The organism is Frigoribacterium sp. CFBP 13605 (genome assembly GCF_014839405.1).
Classification (GTDB): Bacteria; Actinomycetota; Actinomycetes; order Actinomycetales; family Microbacteriaceae; genus Frigoribacterium.
The window spans coordinates 1-26,504 of the sequence record NZ_JACYNS010000031.1 but is presented as its reverse complement, the minus strand read 5'-3'; the positions used below and the strand labels follow the sequence as shown (position 1 = coordinate 26,504).

The 26,504-nt window shown below is 72.1% G+C and carries 23 protein-coding genes; 9 read left to right on the top strand and 14 right to left on the bottom strand.

The window, feature by feature from the left end; translation table 11 throughout:
• The first annotated feature begins 142 nt into the window (after positions 1-142).
• Positions 143-649 carry a VanZ family protein gene (locus IFT36_RS16890; protein WP_200412885.1) on the top strand — a complete coding sequence of 169 codons (507 nt, stop codon included), beginning with the start codon at positions 143-145 and terminating at the stop codon, positions 647-649.
• Here IFT36_RS16890 and IFT36_RS08525 read toward each other — a convergent pair.
• The 4 genes from IFT36_RS08525 to IFT36_RS08510 form a co-directional block, all read right to left on the bottom strand.
• Positions 646-1,599, bottom strand: coding sequence for a nuclear transport factor 2 family protein (locus tag IFT36_RS08525; RefSeq protein ID WP_200412884.1), 954 nt, complete (start codon positions 1,597-1,599; stop codon positions 646-648). The genes IFT36_RS16890 and IFT36_RS08525 overlap by 4 nt on opposite strands.
• A gap of 296 nt (positions 1,600-1,895) precedes the next feature.
• The gene (locus IFT36_RS08520; protein WP_148053709.1) at positions 1,896-2,228 is read right to left on the bottom strand and encodes a hypothetical protein; all 333 of its coding nucleotides are present in this window, start codon (positions 2,226-2,228) and stop codon (positions 1,896-1,898) included.
• 220 nt (positions 2,229-2,448) lie between these two features.
• Positions 2,449-7,884 carry a beta strand repeat-containing protein gene (locus IFT36_RS08515; protein ID WP_200412883.1) on the bottom strand — a complete coding sequence of 1,812 codons (5,436 nt, stop codon included), beginning with the start codon at positions 7,882-7,884 and terminating at the stop codon, positions 2,449-2,451.
• Between the two features lie 261 nt (positions 7,885-8,145).
• Entirely contained in the window at positions 8,146-9,645 is a 1,500-nt protein-coding gene (locus IFT36_RS08510) for an MFS transporter (protein WP_200412882.1), read from the bottom strand.
• Between the two features lie 272 nt (positions 9,646-9,917).
• On the opposite strand from IFT36_RS08510, the gene IFT36_RS08505 reads away from it, so the two are divergent.
• Positions 9,918-10,166: a glutaredoxin family protein gene (locus tag IFT36_RS08505; RefSeq protein ID WP_043594734.1), complete on the top strand. Its 249-nt coding sequence runs from the start codon at positions 9,918-9,920 to the stop codon at positions 10,164-10,166.
• 104 nt (positions 10,167-10,270) lie between these two features.
• Here IFT36_RS08505 and IFT36_RS08500 read toward each other — a convergent pair whose 3' ends face one another.
• The 4 genes from IFT36_RS08500 to IFT36_RS08485 form a co-directional block, all read right to left on the bottom strand.
• Positions 10,271-10,723, bottom strand: coding sequence for a DUF6314 family protein (locus IFT36_RS08500; RefSeq protein ID WP_200412881.1), 453 nt, complete (start codon positions 10,721-10,723; stop codon positions 10,271-10,273).
• Positions 10,724-10,935: 212 nt separating this feature from the next.
• Positions 10,936-11,976 (bottom strand): TerC family protein, encoded by a 1,041-nt coding sequence (locus IFT36_RS08495; RefSeq protein WP_200412880.1) that lies wholly within the window; start codon positions 11,974-11,976, stop codon positions 10,936-10,938.
• A 244-nt stretch (positions 11,977-12,220) separates the two neighbouring features.
• Positions 12,221-13,270 carry a citrulline utilization hydrolase CtlX gene (gene ctlX, locus IFT36_RS08490; protein WP_200412879.1) on the bottom strand — a complete coding sequence of 350 codons (1,050 nt, stop codon included), beginning with the start codon at positions 13,268-13,270 and terminating at the stop codon, positions 12,221-12,223.
• 52 nt (positions 13,271-13,322) lie between these two features.
• Positions 13,323-14,354: an ornithine cyclodeaminase gene (locus tag IFT36_RS08485; RefSeq protein WP_173153009.1), complete on the bottom strand. Its 1,032-nt coding sequence runs from the start codon at positions 14,352-14,354 to the stop codon at positions 13,323-13,325.
• A gap of 149 nt (positions 14,355-14,503) precedes the next feature.
• Between IFT36_RS08485 and IFT36_RS08480 the strand changes: the two genes are divergently transcribed.
• Positions 14,504-14,935, top strand: coding sequence for an Lrp/AsnC family transcriptional regulator (locus IFT36_RS08480; protein ID WP_056049014.1), 432 nt, complete (start codon positions 14,504-14,506; stop codon positions 14,933-14,935).
• A 51-nt stretch (positions 14,936-14,986) separates the two neighbouring features.
• Here the strand turns inward: IFT36_RS08480 and IFT36_RS08475 are convergent, their stop codons facing one another.
• The gene (locus tag IFT36_RS08475) at positions 14,987-15,955 is read right to left on the bottom strand and encodes an epimerase (RefSeq protein WP_200412878.1); all 969 of its coding nucleotides are present in this window, start codon (positions 15,953-15,955) and stop codon (positions 14,987-14,989) included.
• Between the two features lie 93 nt (positions 15,956-16,048).
• Between IFT36_RS08475 and IFT36_RS08470 the strand changes: the two genes are divergently transcribed.
• The gene (locus IFT36_RS08470; protein WP_200412877.1) at positions 16,049-16,891 is read left to right on the top strand and encodes a sulfurtransferase; all 843 of its coding nucleotides are present in this window, start codon (positions 16,049-16,051) and stop codon (positions 16,889-16,891) included.
• A 31-nt stretch (positions 16,892-16,922) separates the two neighbouring features.
• Here the strand turns inward: IFT36_RS08470 and IFT36_RS08465 are convergent, their stop codons facing one another.
• Positions 16,923-17,129 carry a YegP family protein gene (locus IFT36_RS08465; RefSeq protein ID WP_056049008.1) on the bottom strand — a complete coding sequence of 69 codons (207 nt, stop codon included), beginning with the start codon at positions 17,127-17,129 and terminating at the stop codon, positions 16,923-16,925.
• Positions 17,130-17,461: 332 nt separating this feature from the next.
• Positions 17,462-17,863, bottom strand: coding sequence for a hypothetical protein (locus tag IFT36_RS08460; protein ID WP_056049005.1), 402 nt, complete (start codon positions 17,861-17,863; stop codon positions 17,462-17,464).
• Between the two features lie 274 nt (positions 17,864-18,137).
• Between IFT36_RS08460 and IFT36_RS08455 the strand changes: the two genes are divergently transcribed.
• The gene (locus IFT36_RS08455) at positions 18,138-21,905 is read left to right on the top strand and encodes an AAA family ATPase (RefSeq protein WP_200412876.1); all 3,768 of its coding nucleotides are present in this window, start codon (positions 18,138-18,140) and stop codon (positions 21,903-21,905) included.
• A complete protein-coding gene (locus IFT36_RS08450) occupies positions 21,902-22,117 on the top strand; it encodes a hypothetical protein (RefSeq protein ID WP_200412875.1) in 216 nt (71 codons plus the stop codon). Before IFT36_RS08455 ends, IFT36_RS08450 begins: the two co-directional genes overlap by 4 nt.
• 133 nt (positions 22,118-22,250) lie before the next feature.
• Here IFT36_RS08450 and mscL read toward each other — a convergent pair whose 3' ends face one another.
• The 3 genes from mscL to IFT36_RS08435 form a co-directional block, all read right to left on the bottom strand.
• Positions 22,251-22,745, bottom strand: coding sequence for a large conductance mechanosensitive channel protein MscL (gene mscL, locus IFT36_RS08445; protein ID WP_056049319.1), 495 nt, complete (start codon positions 22,743-22,745; stop codon positions 22,251-22,253).
• A 93-nt stretch (positions 22,746-22,838) separates the two neighbouring features.
• Positions 22,839-23,255 carry an FmdB family zinc ribbon protein gene (locus IFT36_RS08440; protein ID WP_082460604.1) on the bottom strand — a complete coding sequence of 139 codons (417 nt, stop codon included), beginning with the start codon at positions 23,253-23,255 and terminating at the stop codon, positions 22,839-22,841.
• 26 nt (positions 23,256-23,281) lie between these two features.
• Positions 23,282-23,860: a 5-formyltetrahydrofolate cyclo-ligase gene (locus tag IFT36_RS08435; protein ID WP_043596571.1), complete on the bottom strand. Its 579-nt coding sequence runs from the start codon at positions 23,858-23,860 to the stop codon at positions 23,282-23,284.
• Positions 23,861-23,908: 48 nt separating this feature from the next.
• On the opposite strand from IFT36_RS08435, the gene galU reads away from it, so the two are divergent.
• From galU to IFT36_RS08420, 3 genes are all read left to right on the top strand, one after another.
• Entirely contained in the window at positions 23,909-24,823 is a 915-nt protein-coding gene (gene galU / locus IFT36_RS08430; protein WP_369794403.1) for a UTP--glucose-1-phosphate uridylyltransferase GalU, read from the top strand.
• A gap of 16 nt (positions 24,824-24,839) precedes the next feature.
• On the top strand, positions 24,840-25,487 hold the full coding sequence (locus tag IFT36_RS08425) for a GNAT family N-acetyltransferase (protein ID WP_056048986.1): 648 nt from the start codon (positions 24,840-24,842) through the stop codon (positions 25,485-25,487).
• Between the two features lie 114 nt (positions 25,488-25,601).
• A partial coding sequence (locus IFT36_RS08420) for a hypothetical protein (protein ID WP_200412874.1) occupies positions 25,602-26,504 on the top strand: 903 nt, incomplete at its 3' end.

The window sequence follows — 26,504 nt, the reverse complement described above, 5'->3', positions numbered from 1 at the left end:
AAGCTCCTTGTCAGTTGGTCCCGGTGGGGATGTACTGGGTTCGCCACCGGGCCCGAAAAGGATTGGAACGCATCTACTTCGTTACCCCGCCGTGACCTCCACCGCCGCGTTCAGCAGATCCGACGTGTCCTAGTCTCGGTCCGTGCTCTCGACCGTGCTCGCCCTGGTGCCGTGGCTCGCCTTCTCGGTCCTGGTCGGCGTCGTCGTCGTCGGTCCGTTCGCCGGACTGTGGCTCGTGGGACGCCGACGGACGACCGGCGTTCTCCTCGGCCTGGCAGTGCTCGCGGTCCTGGCGCTCACGCTGTACCCGGATGGCGCGCCCTACCCGGGCATCACGTGCAACCCGGGCCTGCCGTACCTCTCGCCCACTGCGGTGGAGTCGACCGCGAACGTCCTCTTGTTCGTCCCGGTCTCGTTCTTCGCGGGGGTGCTCTGGCGACGACCGGTGGTGGCAGTTCTCGGCGCCGTCGCACTGTCGGGTGCCATCGAGTTGCTCCAGGCACTGGTGGTGGTGATCGGTCGAGCTTGCGACACGGGTGACTGGATCACCAACACCATCGGTGCCGTCGTGGGGGGCGTGCTCGCGGCGACGGCCCTCACCTGGCATCGACGCCGCACGTCCGGTGCACGAGGCCGCATCGGCGGCTAGTCGGTGGGGACCACGTCCCAGTGCTCGCGGATGAGGCCGCCGTCGACGCGGAACAGGTCGGCCGCGAGCAGCGGGTCTCCGGGCTTCGCGCCGACCGCCTGGGAGAAGGTCCAGACGATGTCGCCGTCCGAGAGCGAGATGACGGATTGCTGCGCCGGGAACTGCGCACCGCTCCCGAACAGCTGCTTCAGCGCTGCCGTCCCGTTCGGAGCCACCGGGTTGTGCTGCAGGTACGCGGGGTCGAACGCGCGGTCGAGGATCGACGGGTCGTGGTCCCGGAACAGCGTGTCGTACGCCGACACCGCGAGGACGCGATTGCGTTCTTCCTGACGTTCGGACGGCGCGGCGGTCGGACGCGCCGACCGGTAGAGGTCGCTGAACATCGAGTTCGTGTTCCCGCTGGCCGGTGTGCCGGTCGGAACGGGCTGCTCGAGTGACCAGTGCTCGACGATCCGGCCGTGCTCGAGGCGGAACAGGTCGACGGCGGCGTCACCGCGTCGTTCGTCGCCGGGGTCCGGCGTGATCTGCCAGTGCACCGCGACGAGGTCGCCGTCGGCTGCGACGTGTTTGATCACGGCGTGGGCACCGGGAACGCGGATGCGGTCCGCCGCGAACTGGGCGAGGAGTCCCTCCGGCCCCGCGGCGGTCCCTGCTCCGTGCGCGACCGCGGTCGGGGAGACGAGCCGGGCTGCGAGCTCGCGGGAGGACGTGCCGTCCGGGTCGGCGAAGGTCTGGGTGAGGAGCGTCCGCACGGCGCAGGCGTTGCGGTGTTCGGTGGTGCTGTCCCGCCGGTCCGCGGCAGCCGTCACGGTCGACTTCGGTGGGGTCCCGGGAGCAGCGGCCGCCGGCGTGGCGACGCCGAGTCCGGTGAGGAGGGCGACTCCGGCGAGGACGGCCGTGCCGCGGGCGAGGCGGCGGGAGGGGCTGCGCGTGGTCAGGTCGTTCGTCATGTGTTCTCCTGCTCGTGTGGTCGGCGGGTGATCGCAGCATCGCAGGAAGCCCCGTCGTCGGCAGGTACGCACTTTCTCGTAAGCCACTCACGTGGAGGTCGGAATCGTGGAACCGCCTGCGCCGACCGCGCAGGATCGTGGCGCACTCGTTCGCGTCCCTGCGGCGTGTCCGACGCGAGTCGTGCTCACGCCCGTCGCGAGTCGGCGGGGCGTGCTCCTGGCGTGCGGGCCGCCGGCACGCGCCGGCGCTGTCGTCCACGACGATCACGCCGTCTCTGCCGGCGCTCGCTCACGGGTCAGAAGGGCAGGGGCGTCAGCAGCCAGAGAAGCAGCAGACACCCGCTGACCGCCAGCCCGAGAAGGCCGAGCGCCATCCCGGCCGTGACGAAGCGCGGTCGGTCGTCAGGAGCCGACTCGACGTCGTCGCGGGCGAAGGCGACGGCGGCGACTCCGAAGAACACGGACACGACCGCCCAGAGGTCCAGCAGGATGCTCGCCCAGGGCACGAGTGGGGTGCCGATCAGCGAGGGGGCGTTGCCCGCGACCAGCAGGACCGGGCCGGACAGGCTCAGCCAGCCCAGGGCCCAGGCCCAGGACCGCGGCTCCGACGTCCTTCCCGGTGATGTCACGACGATCCCTCTCTCCCTCGACGACGACCCGTCCGCCTCCTCGTGACCCTCTCAGCATCGAGCCGCGGGCGCGTCCTCCCGACGGATGACACCCCCGGCGGGGTCGCGTGCTGCGGAGCCGCCGAGAGCGTTCCGCGGCAGTTGCCGTGCGACGGACGTCCCCGCCGCCCGCCCCCTCGGCAGGAGGGGCGGGCGGACGGGGACGTCGGCGCGTCGGGGGCTACTCGGCCCGGCGACGGCCTCGGATCGGGCCGACCACGCGACGGCCGCGACGCGAGAGCGCCAGGCCGAGCGCGACCCCGAGCAGGGCCATGGCGGCGATGCCGAGCACCGACGCGCTGCCGGTGAAGGCCAGCTGCGTCGCCGACAGGATCATCGGGAACGACACCGTGACGACCGCCTGGACCGTCTCGCCGGCCGTGTCGGTCACGCGGTACTGCACCGACGCCTTGGAGTCGAAGCCCTTCGCGGGGGTGAAGACGACGGTTCCGTCGACGACCGTCCAGGTGCCCTGCTCGGGCACGGTCAGCGTGCTGACCCCGTCACCGGTGGCCGGGTCGACGAGCACGACGGTGCCGCGGTCGAAGGTCGCACCCTCGGTGGGGGCGTCGTTCGTCGTGACGTCGACGGCGACCGCGTGGTCGGTCGTGCCGCGCTTCTCGTCGTCGACCGCGACGGCCGCGCCCAGCACCGTGATGTCGACGGTCGCCCGGGCGGTCTGCCCGGCCTCGTCGGTCGCGGTGTAGTCGAACGCGTCGACCCCGACGAAGCCGGCGGCCGGCAGGTAGTCGTACGAACCGTCGCGGTCGAGGGTGACCGTGCCGTGCGACGGCGGGGACGCCAGGGCGACCCAGAGGGCCGATCCGTCGTCGTTGCGCATCACGCCGCCGACCGTGCCCGAGACGAGCCGCTTGCCGGCGATCGTCCTGCCCGAGTCGGCCACGGCCTTGACGCCCACGGTGAGGGTGACCGTGGCGGACGCGGTGCCGCCGTCGCGGTCGGTCACCGCGTAGGTCACGGCGTCCTTCCCCGAGAACCCGGCGTCCGGCGTGTAGACCAGGCGGCCGCTGGGGTCGATGGTCGCCGTGCCGTGAGCCGCGAGACCCGTCGAGGTGACGCGCAGGCCGGTGCCGAGGTCGTTGCCCAGCACCCCCGGGGCGGCGACGGTCAGGGTCGTGTCGGCCGGCGTCGAGGCGGCGTCGTCGACCGCGGTCGGCAGCACCGTGATGGTGACGGTCCCCGTGCGGGTCTGCCCCTCACCGTCGGTCGCCGTGTACGTGAAGGCGTCGGTGCCCGAGAAACCGGACTTCGGCGTGTAGACGTACGAGCCGTCGCGAGCCAGCTCGACCGTGCCGCGCGTGGGCGCGGCGTCGAGCGTCGCGGTCAGCGAGCTGCCCGAGTCGTTCGAGAGCACGCCGTGCGGGGCGTCGACGGTCAGCGGGGTGCCGGCACGGGTGCTGCCCGTGTCGTCGAGCGCCAGGGCACCGACGACGATGGTCGCCGTGGCCTTCACCGACCGGCCGGCCGAGTCGGTCGCCGTGTACCCGACCCGGTCGGTGCCCGAGAAACCAGGGACCGGCGTGTAGACGAACGACCCGTTGGGCCGGGTGTCGATCGTGCCGTGCGCCGGGGTGTCGACGCCCGTCACCGTCAGGCCGGTGCCGAGGTCGTCGATCAGCAAGCCGGGGGCCGGCACGGTGAGCGTGGTCGCGGCGGGCGTCGAGTACCGGTCGTCGAGGGCGCGGGGCGTCACGGAGACGGTGACCGTCGCCGTGGCGGTGCCGCCGTCCCGGTCGGTGACCGTGTAGACGACGATGTCGTCGCCCGAGAAGCCCGGGGCCGGCGTGTAGTCGAACGTGCCGTCCGGCGCGATCGTGACGGTGCCGTGCGCGGCCGGGGTCACCGTGGTGACCGTCAGGCCCGTTCCGACGTCGTTGCCGAGCACACCCGGCGCGCCGACGGTGACGCGGTCACCGGCGACGACCGAGGCGACGTCGGGGGCGGCCTTCGGGCTGACGACGATCGTCACGGTGCCCGTGCCGGTCTGTCCTTTGCCGTCCGTGACCTCGTAGCCGAAGGTGTCCTTGCCCGAGGTGCCGGGCTTCGGCGTGTACGTGTACGAACCGTCGGGGCCCGTGGTCACGGTGCCGGCCTTCGGCTGGTCGGTGACCTTCGCCGTCAGGTCGGTGCCCTTGTCGTTCGAGAGGACCCCGTGCGCGGCGTCCACGACGAGGGGCTGGTCGGCCACGGTGCCACCGACGGGCGAGTCGTCGACCACGATCGGACCGACGTGGATCGTCACCGTCGCGACGTCCGAGCCGCCGGATGCATCGGTGGCGCGGTAGGTCAGCTGATCGGTGCCCGAGAAGCCGTCGGCAGGCGTGTAGGTGATGGTGCCGCCGGCCGCGATCGTGGCCGTGCCGTGGGTCGGGGCGTCGACGATCTCGGCGCGCAGGTCGGTGCCGAGGTCGTTGCCGAGCACGCCGGGGGCCGTGACCGTGACCGTGGTGCCGGCGGTCGTCGAGGTCGTGTCGTCGACGGCGTCGGGCAGGACGACGATCGTCACGATGCCCGTGCTCGTCTGCTCCTCGACGTCGGTCACGGTGTAGGTGAAGCTGTCGGTGCCCGAGAAGCCCTTCGCCGGGGCGTAGACGTACGAGCCGTCCGTCGCGACGGTCACGTCGCCGTGGTGCGGGGTCCCGTCGAGCGTGGCCGCCAGGCCGGTGCCGCGGTCGTTGGAGAGGAGGCCGTCCTTCGCCGACACGGTCAGGTCGCGACCGGCGGTCGCGGTGCCCTGGTCGGCCATGGCCAGGTCGCCGACGACGACCCAGGCGCGAGCCGTCGCGGTCTGCCCCGCGGCGTCCGTCACCTGGTACTCGAACGAGTCGGTGCCCGAGGTGCCGGCGTCCGGCGTGTAGCTCCAGCTGCCGTCGGCGTCGACCGTCACGGTGCCGTGGGCGGGCGTGCCGTGGTCGGTCACGCGCAGCCCGGTGCCGAGGTCGTTGGCGAGCAGTCCGGCCGAGGCGGGCGTGGTCACCGTGGTGCCGTTCGGCGTGGTCGCCGCGTCGTCGACGGCCACCGGCTTCACGGTGATCGTCACCGTCGCGGTCGAGGTGCGACCCGCGGCATCGGTGACCTGGTAGGTCATGGTGTCGGTACCCGAGAAGCCGGGCGTGGGCGTGTGGTCGAACTCGCCGTTCGGCGCGATCGTCGCGCTGCCGTGCTGCGGGCCGGTCACGATGGCGGCGCCGAGGCCGGTGCCGAGGTCGTTGCCGAGCACGCCGGGTCCGTCGACGTGGGCGTTTCCGCCCGCCACGACGGTGATGGCGTCGTCGACGGCCTTCGGGGCGACGGCGACCGTGACGGTCCCGGTGCTCGTGACGCCGTTCGCGTCGGTCAGCGTGTAGGTGAAGACGTCGGTGCCCGAGAAGCCCTTCGCCGGCGTGTAGACGTACGAGCCGTCGGGGTTGACGACGACGGTGCCGGTGGTCGGGGCGGTGGCGAGGGTGGCTTCGAGGGGACCGGTGCCCCCGTCGTTGCCGAGCAGTCCACGCCCGGCGGGCACGTCGAGGGCCGAGCCCGCGACGGCGTCGGCGGTGTCGGCCGAGGCGCGCGGCGCGACGGTCACGGTGACCGTGCCGGTGTCGGTGCCGCCCGTGCCGTCGCTGACGGTGTAGTCGACGGTGTCGGTGCCCGAGAAGTCGTCGGCCGGCGTGTAGAGCACGTCGCCCGCGGGGGTCACCGACGCGGTGCCGTGACCCGGCGTCGAGGCGGCGGTGACCTTCAGGCCGGTGCCGTCGTCGTTCGCGGTCAGGGCGCTTCCGGCGATGGTCGTCGGGGTGCCCGCGACCGCGCTCGCCGTGTCGTCGACGGCGGTGGGCAGCACGGTGACGGTCACCGTGCTCGTGGTGCTCGCGCCCTCGGAGTCCGTGGCCGTGTAGGTGAAGGTGTCGGTGCCCGAGAACCCGTCGGCCGGGACGTAGCGGTACGAGCCGTCACGACCGAGCACGAGGGAGCCGTGAGAGGGTCCGGTCGCCACGGCGGCGGTCAGACCGGTGCCCGAGTCGTTCGCCAGGACGCCCGAGGCCGCGTCGACCACGAGGGCCTGGCCGGCACGGGCGGTCGCGACGTCGTCGCTGCTCACCGGGGTGACGGTGATCGTGACCGTCGAGGTCGACGTGCCACCGCCTCCGTCGGTCGTCGTGTACTGGAAGGTGTCGGTGCCCGAGAAGCCCGTCGCGGGCGTGTAGACGTACGAGCCGTCGGCAGCGACGGTGGCCTGCCCGTGCGCCGGCTGCGTGTTCGACGTCACGGTCAGGTCGGTGCCCGCGTCGTCGGCGAGGACGCCGGGCGCGCCGACCCTCAGCGAGGTTCCGGAGGCGGTGGTCCCGGTGTCGTCGGAGGCTGCGGCCGAGATCGCCGCAACGGTGTTCGCGAAGGTGCACACGACGTCCGTGCCGTCGGCGCTGGTCGCGGCCGGGAAGGTGAACTGCGCGGTGTTGCCCGAGCCCGACGCGACGGTCGCGTCGTCGGTGACGTTCGCGCAGCGGTACGTCGTCGAGTAGTCGGCGAGGCGCGTCGAGCTGTTGCCCGCCGTCTGCGAGACGGTGTACGTCCGGGCCGGGATCGCGAGCGCGGCGCCGGCCTTCTGGGCCTGGACTCCGTTCGCGGTGCCGGAGGTCGTCGCGGTGGACGGCGACGAGAGGTTGCCGCCGTCGACCTTGAGGGCGAACTGGTCGCCGGACTTCCAGCGGCCCGTGACGTCCGCCTTGCCCGTCAGGGTGTTGGCGTAGTTGCAGCTCGCGAGGTCGGAGTACGAGGTGACGTTGCTGATGGCCGGGGTCGTCATGCGGCTGACCTCGGTACCCGAGCTCGAGTCGAGCTTGATGATCTGCATGCCCGACGAGACGTACAGGTAGCCGTCGGACGAGAAGGCGATGCCGGGGCTGTTGGTGCCCGTGGGCAGATCGGTCAGCTTGGTGGCGGCGAGGGAGGTGGTGCCGGCCGTGGTCGGGATCGTCTCGTCGTTCAGTCGGTAGACCGCGTTGCTCGCCACGACGAAGAGCAGCCCCTGCGTGCTGAAGGCGAAGTCGCCGTTGCCGGCCTGCAGGCCGGGGATGCGGCCGACGACGCCGATCTTGTCCCCGGTCTTCGGGTCGTACGCCGAGATCGTCGACGGGTCGCCACCGGTCGCGTAGTAGTAGATCCCGGTCACCGGGTTGACGGCGCCCCGCAGGGTCGAGGCGGGTGCGCCCGACGGGTTCGCGTTGGCGACCGTCGTGACGGCCCCGGCCGCCGAGTCGTAGCGCGCGAGCGTGTTGCCGTTCGAGTTGTTGGCCGCGCCGTTGGTGAAGGCGTAGGCGTCGAGGCCGTTCCGCCCGACGCCGAGGCCGTTGTTGGCCGGTGAGAACGGGTTCGCCGTCCCCGCGATCACGTCGGACACCGTGTTGGCCGCGACGTTGATGGCGACGAACTGGCCCTGACCGGCCGTCGCGTAGATCGTGTTCTGGTCGCACGAGAGCGCTGCGGCGGCCTGGGCCGGCGCCGGCGAGACGGCCTGGGTCACGGCGACGGCCGCCAGCAGGGAGGCGGTGGCGAAGGCCGCGAACGAGAGGGCGCGACGACGGGGGCGCACGGAGGCGCGGAGAAGCGACATGGGGGTGTCCTCGGGTGGGGGCGTCCGGCCGGGTCGGATCCGGTCGGACGTCGGTCCTGCTCGACACGCGGGGGTTCAGGTGCCCGCGTGTCGCCCCCACGGGTACGGGGGCTCCACGGAAGTGGATGCTTCGACAATAAAGCTTCTCGTTTGTCGAGTGGAGTCCCCAGGGCAGGGGTGATTTCGTCCGCCTTGTGGGGGACATCGGGGTACAAAGGGGCGGATGGCGGTGCCGAGGACGCGACCCGCGCCTCCTGCGTCCTACCGGCGGGGGCGCCGCCCGCCGCGGCCCTGGCCCACGGTCGGGATCGACGTCGTGACGACCGCCACCGACGAGGTGATGACCACGAGCGACGAGGTCGACAGGGTCGCCTGCGCGTGACCGGTCAGCGGGAACCCGCGTCGGCCCGCCACGATCACGACGAGGCTGATCGCGACGATGGCCGCGGCGGCGAACGGCACCGTGGCGAGGCCCGACATGCCGTAGACCTGCCCGCCGATCGCGGCACCGGCGGCGATGCCGACGTTCGAGCCGGCGTTGATCAGCGCGCCCGCGATGTCGGGGCTGACCCCGCCGGTGCGGATCGCGGCCGCCATGAAGAGCGTCCCGGTCGTGCCGTTGGCGGCCATCCACAGCCCCGCGACGACGAACGTGCCGACGAGCGAACCGTGCACGAACGGCAGGGCGGCCAGGGCGCCGATCATCACCGCGACCGCGACGATCAGCGTCTGCCGGGGTGCCCGGTCGACGAACGCGCCGGCCGCGAGCAGGCCGACCACGCCCGTGCCGCCGAGCACGAGCAGGGCGCCGCCGACGAGGTCCTCGCCGAGGCCGGCCCCGGTCAGGTACGGGCCGATGAACGTGTAGACGACGTAGTGGCCGGCGAAGAGCATGAGGTCGGCCACGACCACGGCGAGCAGCCCCGAGCGTGCCCACGAGCGGACCGAGCCGACGTGCGGCGACGACTCGCCCTGGACGTGCGGCAGGAACAGCGCGGCCACGACGGCCAGCACCGCGGTGGCGACGGCGACCGCGCCCACGGCGGGACGCCAGCCGAGCTGGTCGCCGACCGTCGTCGCGAGCGGCACGCCGACGACGAAGCCCAGCGAGCTGCCCGAGTAGACGAAGGCGATGGCGCGGCCCGCCAGGCGCGGCGGCACGATGCGCGTCGCGTAGGCCGAGGCCACCGAGAAGAACAGGGCGTGCGCGATGCCACCGACCACGCGACCGGTCAGCAGCACGCCGAAGCTCGGGGCGAGCGCGACCATCAGGTTCGAGGCCGTGTAGCCGACCAGGGTCGTGACGAGCACGGCCTTGCGGGGGAAGCGTGCGGTGGCCCAGGTGAGGGGCAGGGCCAACGCGGCGACGGCCACGGCGTACACCGTGACGACGACGCCCATGCGCGCCTCGCTGACGCCGAGGTCGGTGCTCATGGTCGAGAGGAGGCCGACCGGGCTCAGTTCGGTGGTGATCGCGAAGAACGTCGCGAGGCCGAGCACGGCGATGCCGACGACGCCCGAGGGGGTCAGGCGGTGCGGCTGGGGCGTGGGGAGGGTGTCGCGCGGGTGCGTCGACGACGAGCGCGGGGGAGGTGCGGCGGCGGGCGTGCGCACGGCGGGCGTGCTCGAGGTCTGGGGCGGGCGCTGAAGGGTGTCGGTCACGGGAATGCCTCCGGGCCCGGGGCGCGTGCGCACGACGATCATCTCGTCGGGGGCATCGTGGACGTCGGCGGCCGACTCGTGGTCGACCCCGGTCTGCACGATGCAGCACACTCGTCGCGGGCCATGCTGCTGGCGGGTGGATTGGGGGGATTGCCACTCCACGACGAGGGCGCTCATCCAGTGTGACATGCCACCCCCGGGGGCTCGCAAGGCCCCCGAACGAGAAACCGAACGACGTTCGCTCGCGGCGAGCGAACCGGGCGGCGATCCGGCGTCCGACCGGATTCCCGGACCGGATCTCGAGACCGGTCGGGGACGAGGAGGCGCGGGTGGCGTGCCCGCGTCCCGTCACCGCGCGTACCCTGGTCGCCATGAGCACCGACACCGCCCCCGACCGCATCCTGATGTTCGGCGCCGAGTGGTGCCGTGACTGCCGTCGCTCGAAGGCGCTGCTCGACCGCGAGGGCGTGGCCTACGACTACGTCGACCTCGAGGCCGTCGCCGACGGTGCCGACCGTGCCTACGCCGTCAGCGGTCGCACGCAGATCCCCGTCGTGGTCTTCCCCGACGGCAGCCACCTGGTCGAGCCGACCGACGCCGAGCTCGCCGCCAAGCTCTAGTCCGGCACCGCCGCGCCGCGCCGCGTCGCCGCGCCTCCGGCCGCGCCGACCCTCCACCCCGCCACGAAGGAAACAACCCGCCACGCAAACGTGTGGCGGGTTGTTCACTTCGTGGCGGGATGCCCGGCGACGCGCTCGTACGTCGTGAGCGCGTCGTACGACTTCGCCGGCCCGCGCACCGTCCACCGCTCCTCGAACGACGTCGGCGAGAGCACGAGGGTCTCGACCAGGTAGCTGTCCGGGGCGCACGGGTGGTGCGCCTCCCAGGCCCCCGACCGCAGGTCGAGGTCGACGAAGTGCCGGCCGTCGACAAAGCGCACGTCGAGCGACCCGTCACCCCGGGCCGCGTAGCCGAGCCGCCGGTTGGCGGGTGTCCGCCGGTCGGCCACGACCAGCACGCCGGCCTCGTCGTACGTCGCCACGAGGTCGGAGCCCGCCCGCGCCTCCTCGATCGTGGCCGTCCCGTCGAACCGGGCGTGCTCGCCGGTACGGTGGTCGTCGATCTCGCGCGTGACGGACCACCGGCCGAGCAGCAGCCCGAGCGTCTCAGCCGGCATGTCGATCGGCGACCACGGAGAACCCCTCTCAGGCGGTCCCCCTCGACGACCGCGGGAGAACACCCGATCTTCGCGCACGGCCGTCGACGGACCAAGTCGCGGCGCGGCGACCTGGTGCCGCGCGCTCGTGACGCACCACACCGCGTTTCGTGCACCGCACCCCGACTGGTCGTGGTGCGGTGCACGAAACGCGGTGCAGTGCGGGCGGGCGCCTAGCGGCGGGTGGGGTCGTCCGAGTCCTTGGCGACCGTGACCTTCTCGCCGTCGACCTCGTCGCGCTTGGCCTTCTGGGCGTCGCCGCGGGTCTTGGCGAGGCTGGCGATCGTGGCCACGGTGATGGTCGCGCCGATGAAGAGCAGCGAGAACCAGATCGGGATCTCGGGCACCCACAGCAACGGTTCGCCGCCGTTGATGAACGGCACCTCGTTGACGTGAAGGGCGTGGAAGACGAGCTTCACGCCGATGAACGCGAGGATGATGGCGAGGCCCTGCGACAGGTACACGAGGCGCTCGAGCAGCCCGCCGATCAAGAAGTAGAGCTGGCGCAGACCCATCAGAGCGAAGGCGTTGGCCGTGAAGACGATGTACGCCTCGTTGGTCAGGCCGTAGATGGCGGGGATCGAGTCGAGGGCGAACACCAGGTCGACGAAGCCGATCGCGATCACGCAGAGCAGCAGCGGCGTCACGAAGCGCTTGCCGCCCTTCTTGACGGTGAACTTGTCCTCGTGGAACTCGTCGTCGACGGGCAGGACGCGGCGGGCGATCTTGACGAAGGCGTTGTCGGCCGCGTTGCCGCCGTGGTCGCCCTTGATCTGCTGGTAGGCCAGCACGAAGAGCAGGGCGCCGAAGAGGTAGAAGACCCACGAGAAGTTCTCGATCAGCGCGGCGCCGGCGGCGATGAAGCCCGCACGCATGATGAGCGCGATGACGATGCCGATCATCAGCACCTTCTGCTGGTACATGCGCGGCACGGCGAACCCGGTCATGATCAGCAGGAAGACGAACAGGTTGTCGATCGACAACGCCTTCTCGGTGAGGTAGCCGGCGAAGTACTCGCCGCCGAAGCCCCAGCCGCTCACGAAGCCGATGCCGACGCCGAACAGCAGCGCGAGGCCGATGTAGAACGCCGACCAGCGGGCGGACTCGCCGATCGTCGGCTCGTGCGGCTTGCGCACGTGGGTGAAGAACTCGAACACGAAGAACGCGATGGTGACGGCGATCGTGATGAGCCAGGTGGTCAGTGAGACGTCCACGGGGATGCTCCGGGTGGGTCGGGCTGATGAGGCGGGTCGGGCTGAGCGGCGCGAACGGCCGGACAGCGGAGAAGGCTCGTGACGAGCGGAAAGGCTCCTGAGACGACGGTACGTGGGGGTCCGCTGGGGGCGTGCCCTCAAGCGACCGTGACAGTGCTGAGAAGCTGCAGTGCGTGCAAGGCCCGCACCCGCATCACCGGGGCGGCCGACGCCCCGGCCGGCACCGAGGCAGGAGGCGCCCCGGCTACGACCGGGGCGGCAGGTGCACCCCGGCGAGCATGCAGCGCACGGACCCGCCGGCGAGCTCGATCGTCGGCACCTCGAGCGGCAGTGGCCGTGCGTGCCGCCATACGGTGCGGCGTTGCGACGGGGTGAGGGACGCCCATCCTCGTGCCGAGATCGCCAGCACGGGCCCGTCGGCCCCCGCCAGTTCGAGCGCGTTGCCCGCGAACTCGCCGAGCTGGGCGCGGGTCAGGGCGACCACCTCGCGTCCGGAGGCCGACAGGCGCTCGACCACGCGCCTCCGTTCGCTCGGGGACGCGATCGACTCGAGGCCGACCAGGGCGAACCGCGACGCCACGCTCATCATGACGTTCGTGTGGTAGATCGGCACGCCCGTCGCGTCGGTCGCGGTGAAGGTCAAGGGCTCGTAGCCGAGGTCGGAGCAGACCAGGGCGACGGCAGCCCGTTCGGCCCGGTGCGAGAGCGTGACGTAGGCGACGCGCCCGACGTGGTCGAGGACGAGCGCCCCGGTGCCCTCGACGACGATCCCGCGCCGTTCGAGCGGGGACCGGTCGAGCACCTCGGTGACGCGGTACCGCTCGCGCAGCAGGTCGACGACGTCCGTGCGTCGCTCACCCCGACGGTTGGGCGAGTGCATCGGGTAGAGCACCACCCGGCCGTCGTCGTGGGTCGAGAACCAGTTGTTCGGGAACACCCCGTCGGGCCGGTCGGTCCGCTCGTCGTCGACGAGGTGCACCGTGACGCCCGCCGCGCGCAGTGCCTCGGCCGCCCGGGTCACCTCGTCGAACGCGCGCGCCGCGAGCTGGGCCCGGGTCGCGTCGACCTCGGCCGGGTCGGTCTGGAACGCGTTGTCGGCCGCGGTCTCCGGGTTCGGCGTGAAGTGGTGCGGCCGCACCATCACGACCGCGGCGGGCGACTGGAGGGCCGTCCGCGCCTCCTCGTCGGCGCTTCGGGTGCGCGAGGAGGCGCGGAGTGCGGGGGACGCCGGCGGCGTCACCACGGCGGTCGCCGGGGACGAGGAGGCGCGGGGCGGGGGAGCGACGGTCGTCACGACGGTCTCGGCGCGGCTTCTGCGGTGGGTGCGGTCCGGGGCGGTCGGGGACTCAGGCGCCGACGGGTCGGCGGGCGGCGACGAGGCCGAACAGGTCCTTCGGGTCGTCGGGGTCGGCGACGAGGTCGATCTCGACGGCGTAGTCGGTGCCGACGACGTCCTGTCGGAGGTACTTCAGGGCGCACACGTCCTCGATGGCGAAGCCGACCGAGTCGAAGATCGTGATCTGCTCGTCGCTCGTGCGCCCGGGGCGCTGCCCGGCGACGACCTGCCACAGCTCGGTGACGGCGAAGTCGGCCGGCTGGTGCTGGATCTCGCCCTCGACGCGGGTCTGCTCGGGGTACTCGACGAAGACGTCGGCCCGGCGCAGCGTCGCGGGGTCGAGCTCGGTCTTGCCCGGGCAGTCGCCGCCGATCGCGTTGACGTGGACGCCGGGGCGGACGGCCTCGTCGGGCAGGACGACCGCGTTCTGCTTGTCGGCCGTGCAGGTCGTGATCACGTCGGCGCCGTCGGCCGCCTCACCGGGGCTCGCGCAGACCGTGATGTCGAAGCCGAGCGGCTCGAGGTTGCGGACGAACTTCGCCGTGGCGCCGGGGTCGACGTCGAACACGCGGACCGTGTCGAGCCCGAGGGTCGAGCGCATCGCGAGGGCCTGGAACTCGGCCTGCGAGCCGGCGCCGATCAGGGCGAGCACGCGCGAGTCGGCCCGAGCGAGACGCTTGGCGGCCATCGCGCTCGTGGCGGCGGTCCGCAGCGCGGTGAGGATCGTCATCTCGGCGAGGAAGGTCGGGTAGCCCGTGTCGACGTCGGCGAGCACGCCGAACGCGGTGACGGTCTGGTAGCCGCGGCCCGGGTTCGACGGGTGGCCGTTGACGTACTTGAAGCCGTAGGTCTCGCTGTCGCTGGCCGGCATCAGCTCGATGACACCGATGGGGCTGTGGGAGGCGACGCGGGGCGACTTGTCGAAGGCGGGCCACCGGGCGAAGTCGCGTTCGAGGGCGGTCACCATGCCGCTGGTGATCGGGCCGACCCCGCGGTCGGTGACCCATCGGATCATGTTCTGCACGTCCACGAAGCGCACCACGGCGACCTCCTCCTGCTCGGCCCGGTTCGGTCGTCGCGTCCGGGTGGCACCACGTTAGGACTGGGCGATGTGCAGCCACAATCACCAACGAGCGCCATTCCGCACGCTCGATCACCCGTTGTGCGCGGTCGTGCTGTACGTTTCGATCCATGGCGGATCTCGACGAACTCGACCGGCGCCTCCTGGCGGCCCTGCGGGTCGACGCGCGCGAGTCGGCGGCGAGCCTCGCGCGGCGGTTGGGCGTGACGCGAGCGACCATCACCTCACGGCTCGACCGGCTCGAGGCGTCGGGAACGGTGCTCGGCTACACCGTGCGGGTGCGCGAGGCCGACGATCCCGACCTCATCCGTGCGATCGGCTTCATCGAGATCGAGGGGCGGTCGACCGACCACGTCATCCGGCAGCTGCGCGGGTTCCCCGAGGTGGCGTCGCTCCACACGACGAACGGCGGCTGGGACCTCGTCGCCGAGCTGCGCACGTCGTCGCTCGGCGAGTTCGACCGCGTGCTCGCCCGCATCCGCAGCGTCGAGGGCGTCGTCAACAGCGAGACCAGCCTGCTGCTCAGCTCCGTCCTCCGCTGACCGGCACCCGCGCGGCGGCCGCCGTCCTCGGCCTGGTCGCACCAGGGGCACTCAGGCCGCGCCGCGCCTCCCGGCGACGATGCTCTTCAGGGCCTCGTCGAGGTGCGGGTGGACGAACTCGTACCCGCCGTCGACGAGGCGCTCGGGCAGCACCCACCGGCTCTTGAGCACGAGCTCGGTCTCGGTGCGGAGCACGGCCGTGCCGAGCTCGAGCATCCACCGCCAGGCCGGCAGGCCGAACGGCACGCCCAGCACGCGACGGAGGGTGCGCATCACGGTGCGGTTGTCGCTCGGGTTCGGGGACGACAGGTTGAGCGGGCCCTCGACGGACGAGTCCTCACGGGCGAACCGGATCGCCCCGAGCACGTCGTCGACGTGGATCCAGCTGAACTTCTGCCGTCCACCGCCGCGACCCTCGTGGTGGTACGTGCCGGCCGCGAGCCGCGCCCGGGTGGCCGGCCACGGGCCGTCGAACTGCGGCCCGCCGAGGCCCGCCCGCACCAGGTTCATCAGGGGGACGAGCGCGCTGCCGTCGCCCAGCACGATGGCCATGCGCAGGGCGACGCGGCGCGTGGCGGGCAGCTCGCCCGAGAAGAACTCGGCCTCCCACGCGGTGGCCACGTCGACCGAGAACCCCGACCCGATCTCGCCGTCCGACTCGGTCATCGGGCGGTCCTCGGCGTGGCGGTAGATCGTCGCCGTCGACGAGTTCATCCAGACCCGAGGAGGCGCGGTGCACGCGAGCACCGCCTCCTTCAGTTCGCGCGTGGTCTCGACGCGCGAGCGCACGATCTCGGCGCGGTTCTCCGGGCCGTAGCGGCAGTTCACGCTCTTCCCCGCGAGGTTGACGAGCAGGTCGGCGCCCTCGAGGAGGGCGGTGATGCCGGCGGTGTCACCCCACGACGCGTCGGGCCCGTGGCGGCCGATCAGGCTGACGCGGGCACCCTCGGCGCGGAACGCTGCCGCGAGGTGCTGCCCGATGAAGCCGCTGGCTCCGGCGAGGACGATGTGGTCGGTCATGGGCTCAAACTAGGGGACCGGACGGTCACCGTCGGCGCGGTCCCTCGACGTCGAGAAGTCCTCACCTGTGGGACGCCGGTTAGCCTCGTCGGCATGAGCCATCCCCTCGTGACCGCCGCCGAGCTCGACGCCACCCTGACGGGCGGGGGAGTCGTGCGCCTGCTCGACGTCCGGTGGCGGCTCGACCGGCCGGACGGCCGCCCCGCCTTCCGCGAGGGGCACCTGCCCGGCGCCGTCTACGTCGACCTCGACTCCGAGCTCGCCCGTCACGGTGAACCCGTCGAGGGGCGTCATCCGCTGCCCGACCGGGCCGACCTGCAGGCCGCCGCCCGACGCTGGGGACTCCGCGACGGGGACGCCGTCGTCGTGTACGACGACCTCGGCGGGCAGTCCGCGGCCCGCGCGTGGTGGCTGTTGCGGGCCTCGGGCGTCGCCGACGTGCGTCTGCTCGACGGCGGGCTCACGGCCTGGACCGACGCGGGCCTGCCCGTCGAACAGGGCGATGCCGACGTGGTGCCCGGCGACGTCACCCTCGGCGACGATCCGTGGCCCGTGATCGACGCCGACGCGGCGGCCTCGTGGCCCACCACGGGCGTGCTGGTCGACAGCCGGGCCGCCGAGCGCTACCGCGGCGACGTCGAACCGGTCGACCCGCGGGCCGGTCACGTCCCGGGTGCCGTCAACCTGCCCACGGCGGGCAACCTCGACCCGTCGGGCCGCTTCGTCGACGCCGCCGCGCTGCGGACCCGGTTCGAGGAGGCGGGGGTCACTCCGGCGACGCCGGTGGCCGTCTACTGCGGGTCGGGCATCACGGCGGCCCACAACGCCCTGGCCGCGACGATCGCCGGGTTCGACCCCGTGCTCTTCGCCGGGTCGTGGAGCGCCTGGTCGAACGACCCCGCGCGACCCGTCGCCACCGGCGACCGCCCCGACTGAGTCGCGACCGGGGTCGCCGGGGCGCGGTCCGTCAGTCGGCGTGACCCGGTTCGGGCACGCTCGTCCGGTCGTCGACCACCGCGTCGACGGCGGTTCGACGCAGGTCGTCGATCGCGTTCATCGCCGCGCCCTTCTGGCGATGGCCCTCGGAGGAGGCGATGACCACGCCGTTGCCGGTGGTGAGGGCGAAGCGGTACTCGCCCGAGGCGTCCTGGGTGACGACGAAGGTGCCTGCCATGGGGGTCCCCTTGCACGAAGTGGTGCACGCGCTCTGCGTGGCGACAGCATAGGGCCGCACCCCGGGCGGGAGGCCACGCGCGTCGCGGAGTCGGGTGGCGCCTCCCGCGGGTCGGCCACCTGGCGACCACTTGACATTTGACATTCCAACTGTCACACTGTGTGAGTCGGTGCGGCCGCCCGCGAGTCTCGTCCCCCCTCCGAGACCGGGCGGCCGCACCGGTCCGTCTCGGTCGCGCGCCGAGCACACGAGAGCGCCCGACCCCGGATGGCAGTCGCGGGGTCGGGCGCTCTCGTCGTCCCGGGCGGTGGCCGCGGGTCTCGGGTGCTAGGTCAGTCGGCCAGCAGGACCGCCATGGCGCCCTTCAGGGCCTCGCGGTCGCGGCGCAGCTTGGCGACCTCCGCCTCGAGCTCGGCGACGCGTTCGGCCGTGGCGGCCGACCCCGAGCCCGGGGGGCGCCCTCGGCGCGGGGCCGCGGTGGTCGACGGGGCGGGCTCGTCGTCGTCCGAGGTGACGTCGAGTTCCCTCTCGACCGCGTCGTCGGGTGCCGGCGTGGGGGCGGTCGCCCGCTCGTGGGCTCGGATCCAACCGCGCAGGGACTGCTCGCCGACCTCGAACTCGGACGCCGTCTCGCGGATGATCGACCGGTTGCCCGGCTCGGCCTCGCGACGCTCGAGCACCCGGGCGAGCGACTTCTCTCGCGTCTCGTCGCTGTACTTCTGTTCGAAAGGCATGTGCGCTCCTGGTGTCGAGACACGGTGTCGTGTCGGCTCATTGAATAGCCCCCGTGATGACCGTACTGTACGGTGACGTACGAGCGCACGGTTATGACGACAACTCACGTAACCGATCATGTCGCGCATGTTGACGGATGGTGTAACACGACCGTCGATGGGCATCAGGTGTCGCCGATGCGTCCGCCGCCGCCGGGGTGGCGCCCCACGGCGACTCGCGGCGGAACCGCCCGTCCTCCGGGAGTTGTCGAGGCGGACCGCTTAAGGTGTCAGGGTGTGGCGAGCCGACAGACAGCATGACAACGACGACGACGAGAACGACTCCGTCGCCGTCCCGACCGGCGCGCCCACGGGCGTGATCACACCCCACGCCGTCAGCCTCGGGCACCCGGGTCAGTCCCTGGGCAACGTGGCCGAGCCCGTCTGGAACACCTGGCGCGAGTCCCTCCGCCGGGTGGGCGGCCCCTCCACGCTGCTGCACTTCGGCGACTCGCAGCGGTCCCGCATCGAGCTGAGCACGACCCACCCCGGTGGTCTCGCGCAGTTCATCACGGGCAAGACGACCCTGCTCTCCAGCCTGATCCGCGACGACCTCGCCCTGCGCACGGCCCGTGCCGCGGCCGGTGAGATCGCCGCCAAGGGGCTCGAGCTGAGCACGGTCCGCGGCATCGACGCCGTCCACCTGGCCATCGGCGTCGCCGCCTGGTCGTTCGCCGGAGAAGACTTCCGGGCGCCCGTGTTGCTGCGGCCGTTGGCGATCCGTCGCCACGGGCGTGACTTCGAGGTCAAGCTGCTCGGCGAGCCCTTCCTCAACCCGGCGTTGGTCGACGCGCTGCACGACCAGTTCGGCATCACGCTCGACGCCGAGTCCTTCGTCTCCCTCGCCAGCCGAGAGGGGTCGTTCACGCCCAACCCGGTCATCGACCGGCTCCGTGGGCTGACCGCCCACCTCGAGTGGTTCACGGTGCAGCCGCGCCTGGTCGTCTCGACCTTCACCGAGGTCTCGACCGAGATGGCCCTCGACGCCCGCGAGCTGGGGCACCCGGTGCTCGATGCGCTCGCCGGCAACCCGATGGCCATCCGTCAGGTCGAAGAGGCCTACCGCCCGACCACCGCCACGCCCCAGGACGAGCGCAGCCCCGAGACCGACACCCTGCTGCTCGACGCCGATCCCGAGCAAGAGAACGTCGTGGCCCAGATCGCCGCCGGCAACTCGGTCGTCGTCAAGACCCTGCCGGGCACCGGTGGCACGCAGACCATCGTCAACGCCGTCGGTCGTCTCGTGTCGCAGAACAAGCGCGTCCTCGTGGTCAGCGCCCGCCGGGCGACCCTGCGCGGCATCACCAGCCGTCTGGCCGAGGTCGGCCTGCCGGGCGTCGCCGTCAGCCCGACCACGCTGCGTCGTGACGTGATCCGGTCGATCTCCCGCAACGAGAAGGCCACCCACCCGCAGATGGGTGAGGTCGACGACGCCCTCGTGCGCCTCCGCAAGGTGCTCGTCGACTACCGCGGCGCCCTCAGCCGCCGGGACCCCGAACTCGGCGTCTCGGTGCTCGACTGCCTCACCGAGCTCTCGCGGCTGGCCCTGCTGCCCTCGGCCCCGGCGACCACCGCCCGCCTCAGCCGACGCAGCATCGCCGCCATGGTCGACGGTCGTGGCCGCGTCGCCGAGACGATGGTCGGTGCCGCCAACCTGGGCGAGTTCAAGTACGGCCCGGGCGACTCGCCCTGGTACGGCGCGCGCTTCACCGAGAGCGTCGGGGCCGGTGACGCGCACCAGCTCGCCAAGAACCTCCACCACCGCGACCTGCCGCGTCTGCTCGAGCGCGCCGAAGAGGTGATCGGCAGCACGCGCATGCGCCCGTTCGAGAGCGTCGCCGAGCTCGGCGTCTACCTGCGCCTGCTCACCGAGATCCGCGACACCCTCGACAAGTTCATGCCCGTCGTGTTCGACCGCTCGGTCGCCGAGCTCGTCGCCGCGACGGCGCCGAAGCGCGAGGCACCCGACATGTCGAGCGCCAACCGCCGTCGGCTCAAGAAGCTCGCCCGCGAGTACGTGCGACCCGGCGTCCACATCGCCGACCTGCACGGTGCGCTGCAGCGCATCCAGCAGCAACGCGTCGTCTGGCAGCGCTACGTGTCGGCGGGCACCCCGCCCGAGGTGCCGACGGGCATCGCCGACGCGCACGTGCTGCACCAGCAGGTGTCGCAAGACCTCGAGCGGCTCGACGGCCCCCTCGGCCTCAAGGGTGACGACGGGCTCACCGAGATCGGCATCGTCGAGTTGCAGCAACGACTCGAGGCCCTCGCCGCCGAGAGCGACGTCCTGCAGAACCTCCAAGAGCGCACCGAGCTCATGACGACCCTGCGCGACCTCGAACTGACCCCGCTGATCACCGACCTGGCCAACCGCCACGTGCCGGAGCACCAGGTCGCGGCCGAACTCGAGCTCGCCTGGTGGCGCTCGGCGCTCGAGTCGTTGCTCGAGGCCGACCGCGCCCTGCTCGGCGCCAACACCGCGATGCTCGACCGACTCGAGGCCGACTTCCGCCTCGTCGACGAGGCCCACGCCGCGGGCAGCGCCCAGTTGCTCGCGTGGCTCCTGGCCGAGAACTGGAAGATCGGGTTGGTGGACTGGCCCGACGAGGCGTCGGCGCTCAAGGGTCTGCTGCGTCAGGGCCACCTGACCGCTCGCCTGCTGCACGACGCGGCCCCGCACCTGTCGCGCGCCATCGCTCCCGTCTGGGTCGCGTCGCCGTACGAGGTCCACACCATCGCCGACACCGTGCCGTTCGACACGGTCGTGCTCGTCGACGCCGGGGCCACGACCCTGGCCGAGAACGTCGGGGCGATCCGTCGGGGCAAGCAGACGGTCGCGTTCGGCGACCCCGTGACCCAGACCCCCTCCGAGTTCGACATCGGCGTCGTGCCGGGCAAGCCGCCCGTCGACGCGGACGAAGAGGCCCTGGCCGCGTCGCACTCCGAGAGCGCCCTGGCGCGCCTCGCGACCCTGCTGCCCACGCTCTCCCTCACGCGCAGCTACCGTGCCGGCGGAGAAGACCTCGCCGAACTCGTCAACCGTCGTTTCTACGGCGGTCGCATCGAGTCCCTCCCCTGGGCGGGCAGCTTCCTCGGCCACGGCAGCATCGCGCTCGACTACGTCTCGGGCGGCACCGCCGTCCCCGATCCCGAGTCCGGCGCCGTCGAGAGCGTCGACGCCGAGGTCGACCGCGTCGTGTCCCTCGTCCTCGAACACGCCCGCACGCGGCCGAGCGAGTCGCTCATGGTCTTGACGGCGTCGGCCAAGCACGCCATCCGCGTCCAGCAGGCCGTGCTGACCGCCGTCTCGGGGCACAAGGACCTGACCGAGTTCGTCGTGGGCGACCGCAGCGAGCCGTTCATGATCGCCACCCTCGAGCAGAGCGTCGCGCAGAGCCGCGACCACGTCGTGTTCTCGATCGGCTACGGCCGCACCCCGCACGGCCGCGTGCTCAGCGACTTCGGGCCGCTCGGCCAGCCGGGTGGTGAGCGCCTGCTGGCCGTGGCCATGACGCGTGCGCGTCGCTCGATGGTCATCGTCACCTGCTTCCAGCCGGGTGACATCGACTCGAGTCGCATGGGCCACGGAACGGTCGCGCTCAGCGAGATCCTCACCGAGGTGCAGGCAAGGACGTCGGCCGAGCACGTCCCCGACGACAGCGAGCCCATGCTCGTCGACCTGGCCCGCCGGCTCGAGGTCAAGGGCATCCCCGTCGCTCTCGGGCACCGGGGCAAGCTCGGTCTCGTCGCCGCCCACGACGGCGTGTGCGTCACGATCGAGACCGACACGACGCTTTCGCGCACCAGCCTGCGCGAGTCGCTGCGCTCGCGTCCCGAGGTGCTGCGGCGGCTCGGCTGGCACTACATCCGCGTGCACGCGTTCCAGCTCTTCACCGATCCCGACGCCGTCGCCGAACGCGTCGCCGAGGTGCTCGGCATCGGTGACTCGCACACGCACGAGGTGCCGGCCCTGTCGGCCAGCCAGCACGTCAACCGTCGATGACCGCAGGAGGCGCGGCGTCCGAGGGCGACGCCCCTCACGCCCTCGAGGCGGCCGAGTCGAGCCCCCTGGTGGTGCGTCGGCGGTCCGGGCGTCGCGTCAGCACCGACCCGGTGCCGGGCAGCGACCCGACGCCCGCTCCCGAATCCGCTCGGCAGGGGTCGAGCGAGAACGACCAGCGACTGCGTGCCGACGTCCCGCCGCACTGGGGCTGAGTCGGCCCCGGGCGGCGACGCACGCCTGACGTCGGCATGAACCACGAATGCGACGATGAACCCCGATCCCGGGGGGTTCATCGTCGCATTCGGGGTTCACGGGCGGGCGGAGCCCGGGAGAGCCGCCGGGGCGTCAGCGGCTCCCGAGCGGACCGTTCTCGCTGTGGGGGTCGCGCGACTCGAGCACGGGCGCGGCGTGGGAGCCGCCGCCGACGGCGGGTGCGGCCTGCGCACGCAGCAGGTCGCGGATCTCGCTGAGCAGTTCGACGTCCGTCGGCGGGACGTCGGCGGGGGTCTCCTCCGCCTTCTGCTTGGCGAAGGTGCGCTTGAGCAGGTTGTTGACCGGCAGCACGAGCACGAAGTAGACGACGGCCGCGATGATCAGGAACTGGATCGCGGACCCGATGACGGCGCCGAACTTCAGCTGGGCCTCGCCGCCGGCGAGCGTCGGGATCGTGACGATGAGCGCCTCGTCGAGCATGGTCGCGTTGAACGCGGCCCCGATCAGCGGGTTGAACACGTTGGTCACGAGCGACGTCACGATGGCGGTGAAGGCCGCACCGATGACGACCGCGACGGCGAGGTCGATGACGTTGCCGCGCAGGATGAACTCTTTGAAACCCTTCACGGGCGACTCCTTCTGATCGGACGAGATGAGATTCTCGACGTCAAGCAAACCACGGAGGCGCGCTCGGGTGGCCCCGCCGGTCGCCGCGGCCGGTCAGGACGAGCTGGACGAGCCGCCCGACGAGCTCGAACCGGACGAGCTCGAGCCCGACGAGCCGGAGCCGGACGAGCCGGAGCCCGACGAGCCGCTGCCGGACGAGGACGAACCCGACCCGCTGCCCGAGGCGCCCGACGAGGACGAGCCGCTCGCGCCTCCTGAGCTCTTGTCGGACGAGCCGGACGACGATCCCTTCTCGCCGGAGCCGCCCGACGAGCCCGAGCCCGACGTGCCCTTCGAACGCGAGTCGGTGCGGTAGAAGCCCGACCCGTTGAAGGTCACGCCGACGGGGCTGAACACCTTGCGGAGCTTGCCCTGGCAGACCGGGCAGACCGTCAGGGTGTCGTCGGTGAACGACTGGACGATGTCGAAGGCGTTGTCGCACTCGGTGCAGCGGTACGAGTAGGTGGGCACGGAGGCGCTCCTGAAGGAAGGCGAGTCTAGAACTCGTGGATGCCGGAGGGGGTGACGACGCCGTCGACGGGTTGGTCGTGCCGCTCTCGGGGCACCGACTCGACGTACTCGGGGTCGAACACCACAGCATAGACGGGCGGACGACGCTCCATCGAGCCGAGGGTCTTGTCGAAGTAGCCCCGGCCCCAGCCCATGCGCATGCCGCCGTGGTCGATGGACGCCGCGGGCACGACGATCAGGTCGACGTCGTTGACCGCCATCGGGCTGAGCACCTCGCCGACGGGCTCGGGCAGGTCGAAGAGGCCCCGGGTCTCGCTCTCGCCGTCACCCACCGCCCAGTCGAGCAGGCCGTCGGCCCGCGTGATCGGGAACAGCACGCGGACGCCGTTCGCGAAGGCCCAGTTCAGGAACGGACGCGTGTTCGGCTCGACGTCGGTCGACAGGTAGGCCGCGATCGAGCGCACCGACAGGCCCGTCGCGAGGTCGGTGAGGTGCCGCGTGATGCCCTCGGTGGCCTGGTCCCTCTCGTGCGCACCCAGGGTGCGACGCTTCTGGCGGATCTCGGCTCGCAGGGCGCGTTTGGCGTTGCCGACGTCGTCAGTCATGACGACGAGCTTAACCGTCCGACTATTAACCTCCGCGAAACGTCGGGGATGGATACGCTGACCCGCATGGGCTTCACGATTTCTAAAGCAGTCATTCCCGCCGCGGGCCTGGGGACACGATTCCTGCCCGCCACGAAAGCAATGCCGAAGGAGATGCTGCCGGTCGTCGACAAGCCGGCGATCCAGTACGTCGTCGAGGAGGCCGTCAACGCCGGCCTCACCGACGTGCTGATGATCACGGGACGCAACAAGAACGCGCTCGAGAACCACTTCGACCACGTCAGCGAGCTCGAGGAGACGCTGAAGAAGAAGGGCGACCACGACAAGCTCGCCAAGGTCAACCAGTCGACCGACCTCGCCGACATGCACTACGTGCGCCAGGGCGACCCGCTCGGCCTCGGCCACGCGGTGCTCCGCGCCAAGATGCACGTCGGTCGCGAGCCGTTCGCCGTGCTGCTCGGTGACGACATCATCGACGCACGCGACCCGCTGCTGACGCGCATGGTCGAGGTGCAGGGGCAGAAGAACGCCACCGTCATCGCCCTCCTCGAGGTCGACCCCTCGCAGACCCACCTCTACGGCATCGCCACGGTCGAGAAGACCGACGAGGACGACGTCGTCAAGGTCACCGGCCTCGTCGAGAAGCCGGCCCAGGGCGAGTCGCCCTCGAACCTGGCCATCATCGGCCGCTACGTCATCCGCCCCGAGGTCTTCGACGTCCTCGAGAAGCAGGAGCCGGGCAAGGGTGGCGAGATCCAGCTGACCGACGCCCTCATGAAGATGGCCGGTGCCGAAGAGTGGACCGGCGGCGTGTACGGCGTCGTCTTCCGTGGCCGTCGGTACGACACCGGCGACAAGCTCGACTACATCAAGGCCATCGTCCAGCTCGCGTCCGACCGCGAGGACATCGGTGGCGAGCTGCGCCCGTGGCTGCAAGAGTTCACCGCCGGGCTCGAGAAGTAAGCAGGCGACTCGTTCCGTGACGAACATCCCCACGCTGACGGAGGGGGCGGTGACCATCCGCCCCCTCCGTCTCCGTGACACCCGCGACCTCGACCAGGCCCTGATGGAGAACCGGTCGTGGCTGCGGCAGTGGGAGGCCACCAACCCGAACGGCTTCACCAGCCACGACGTGCGCGGCAGCATCCGCTCGTTGCAGACGAACGCCCGGGCCGGGCTCGGTCTGCCGTTCGCGATCGAGCTCGACGGCCGGTTCGTCGGCCAGCTGAACGTCTCGGGCATCGCCTACGGCTCGCTCGGCTCGGCCACCATCGGCTACTGGGTGACCCAGGCGGCGGCGGGCCACAACGCGACGCCGATCGCGGTGGCCCTCGCGACCGACCACTGCTTCCGGGCACTGGGGCTCCACCGCATGGAGATCTGCATCCGGCCCGAGAACGCCCCCAGCCTGCGCGTCGTCGAGAAACTGGGCTTCCGCTACGAGGGCCTGCGGCGGCGGTACATCCACATCAACGGTTCGTGGCGCGACCACTTCTGCTTCGCGCTGGTCGCCGAAGAGGTCCCCGAGGGCGTCCTGCGTCGCTGGACCACGGGCACCGTGCCGGTCGGGCAGGGCAGCGTGCCCGCCGACGCCCTCGCCGAGGCCGGGCGCGCGCTGCCGCTCTAGCGACTCCGCCCCCGGGGGCGCTCGTCGGGTCGCGAGGCACATCCGTGCCGCGACACGCGGACACACCTGTCGATCAGCGGCCTCCGGGGCCCGCCCGCTCATACCTTGGTCACCATGAACATCGAGTCGTGGGGTGGAGGCGTCGTCCTCGCTCTCGTCGCCGCGCTCTGGCTCGTCTACCTCGTGCCCACCTGGCAGCGCCGACGCGAGTACCTCGCGACCGAACGCAACGCCGTGCGGCTGCAGCAGACCCTGCGCATCCTCGCCCAGACGGCCGAGGTCCCCGACGAGGTGCGCATCGAGGCGAACGCCCGCTCGGTCGCCGACGCGCAGAAGATCCTGCGACACGAGGAGGCGCGGCGCGAGGCCCTGAGGCGTGCGCACGAGGCGGCGCGGCAGCGTGCCGTCACCCGCGAACTCGCCGCGGCCGCCCCCGTGTTGCGTGCCGCCGACCGCGACCCGGCCCTCGCCGCCCGTCGGCTCCGGCGCTCACGCCTGGTCTCGACCGTGGTGCTCGCCGTCAGCGTCGTCGCCGTCGTCGGCGGCGTCGCCGCGGGCCTGACGTCGTCGTGGGTGCTCGTCGTCGCCGGCCTCGTCTTCGGTGCCGGCGCGGTCGCGATGCTGACCCAGCTCGCCGCCGTGTCGCGGGCGCGCGCCCGCCGGGCGGTCGTCGCCCCCGTGGCGCAGCCGCTCAAGGACTTCTCCGGCGTCATGGGCGACGGCGTCGTCATCCGCGACGAGCAGGCCTCGGCCGAGTCGCGCCTGTGGACCCCCGTGCCCGTCCCGAAGCCCCTCTACCTGCGGCGCGGCCGCCAGCGCCCCGTCCCCGACGCCTCGGTGGACGCCGCGTCGGCCGACGACGCGGCGGCCGAGCTGCAGCGGGACTCCCGTCGCTCGGTCGAGTCCCTCCGGTCGGCCCAGCACGACGCCCTGCGCGAGGCCGCGCGGGCCGAGGCCGCGCTGCAGTCGACGCGACGGGCATCGGTGGCCCGCACCGCGCCTCCTGCACCCGTCGCG

What these genes read in the sequence shown, in the direction of transcription:
- IFT36_RS08525 (WP_200412884.1), bottom strand. Translation starts at nt 1,599, where the DNA reads ATGACGAACGACCTGACCACGCGCAGCCCCTCCCGCCGCCTCGCCCGC.
- IFT36_RS08515 (WP_200412883.1), bottom strand. Translation starts at nt 7,884, where the DNA reads ATGTCGCTTCTCCGCGCCTCCGTGCGCCCCCGTCGTCGCGCCCTCTCG.
- IFT36_RS08505 (WP_043594734.1), top strand. Translation starts at nt 9,918, where the DNA reads ATGAGCACCGACACCGCCCCCGACCGCATCCTGATGTTCGGCGCCGAG.
- IFT36_RS08500 (WP_200412881.1), bottom strand. Translation starts at nt 10,723, where the DNA reads ATGCCGGCTGAGACGCTCGGGCTGCTGCTCGGCCGGTGGTCCGTCACG.
- IFT36_RS08480 (WP_056049014.1), top strand. Translation starts at nt 14,504, where the DNA reads ATGGCGGATCTCGACGAACTCGACCGGCGCCTCCTGGCGGCCCTGCGG.
- IFT36_RS08475 (WP_200412878.1), bottom strand. Translation starts at nt 15,955, where the DNA reads ATGACCGACCACATCGTCCTCGCCGGAGCCAGCGGCTTCATCGGGCAG.
- IFT36_RS08470 (WP_200412877.1), top strand. Translation starts at nt 16,049, where the DNA reads ATGAGCCATCCCCTCGTGACCGCCGCCGAGCTCGACGCCACCCTGACG.
- IFT36_RS08465 (WP_056049008.1), bottom strand. Translation starts at nt 17,129, where the DNA reads ATGGCAGGCACCTTCGTCGTCACCCAGGACGCCTCGGGCGAGTACCGC.
- IFT36_RS08460 (WP_056049005.1), bottom strand. Translation starts at nt 17,863, where the DNA reads ATGCCTTTCGAACAGAAGTACAGCGACGAGACGCGAGAGAAGTCGCTC.
- IFT36_RS08450 (WP_200412875.1), top strand. Translation starts at nt 21,902, where the DNA reads ATGACCGCAGGAGGCGCGGCGTCCGAGGGCGACGCCCCTCACGCCCTC.
- IFT36_RS08435 (WP_043596571.1), bottom strand. Translation starts at nt 23,860, where the DNA reads ATGACTGACGACGTCGGCAACGCCAAACGCGCCCTGCGAGCCGAGATC.
- galU (WP_369794403.1), top strand. Translation starts at nt 23,909, where the DNA reads ATGGATACGCTGACCCGCATGGGCTTCACGATTTCTAAAGCAGTCATT.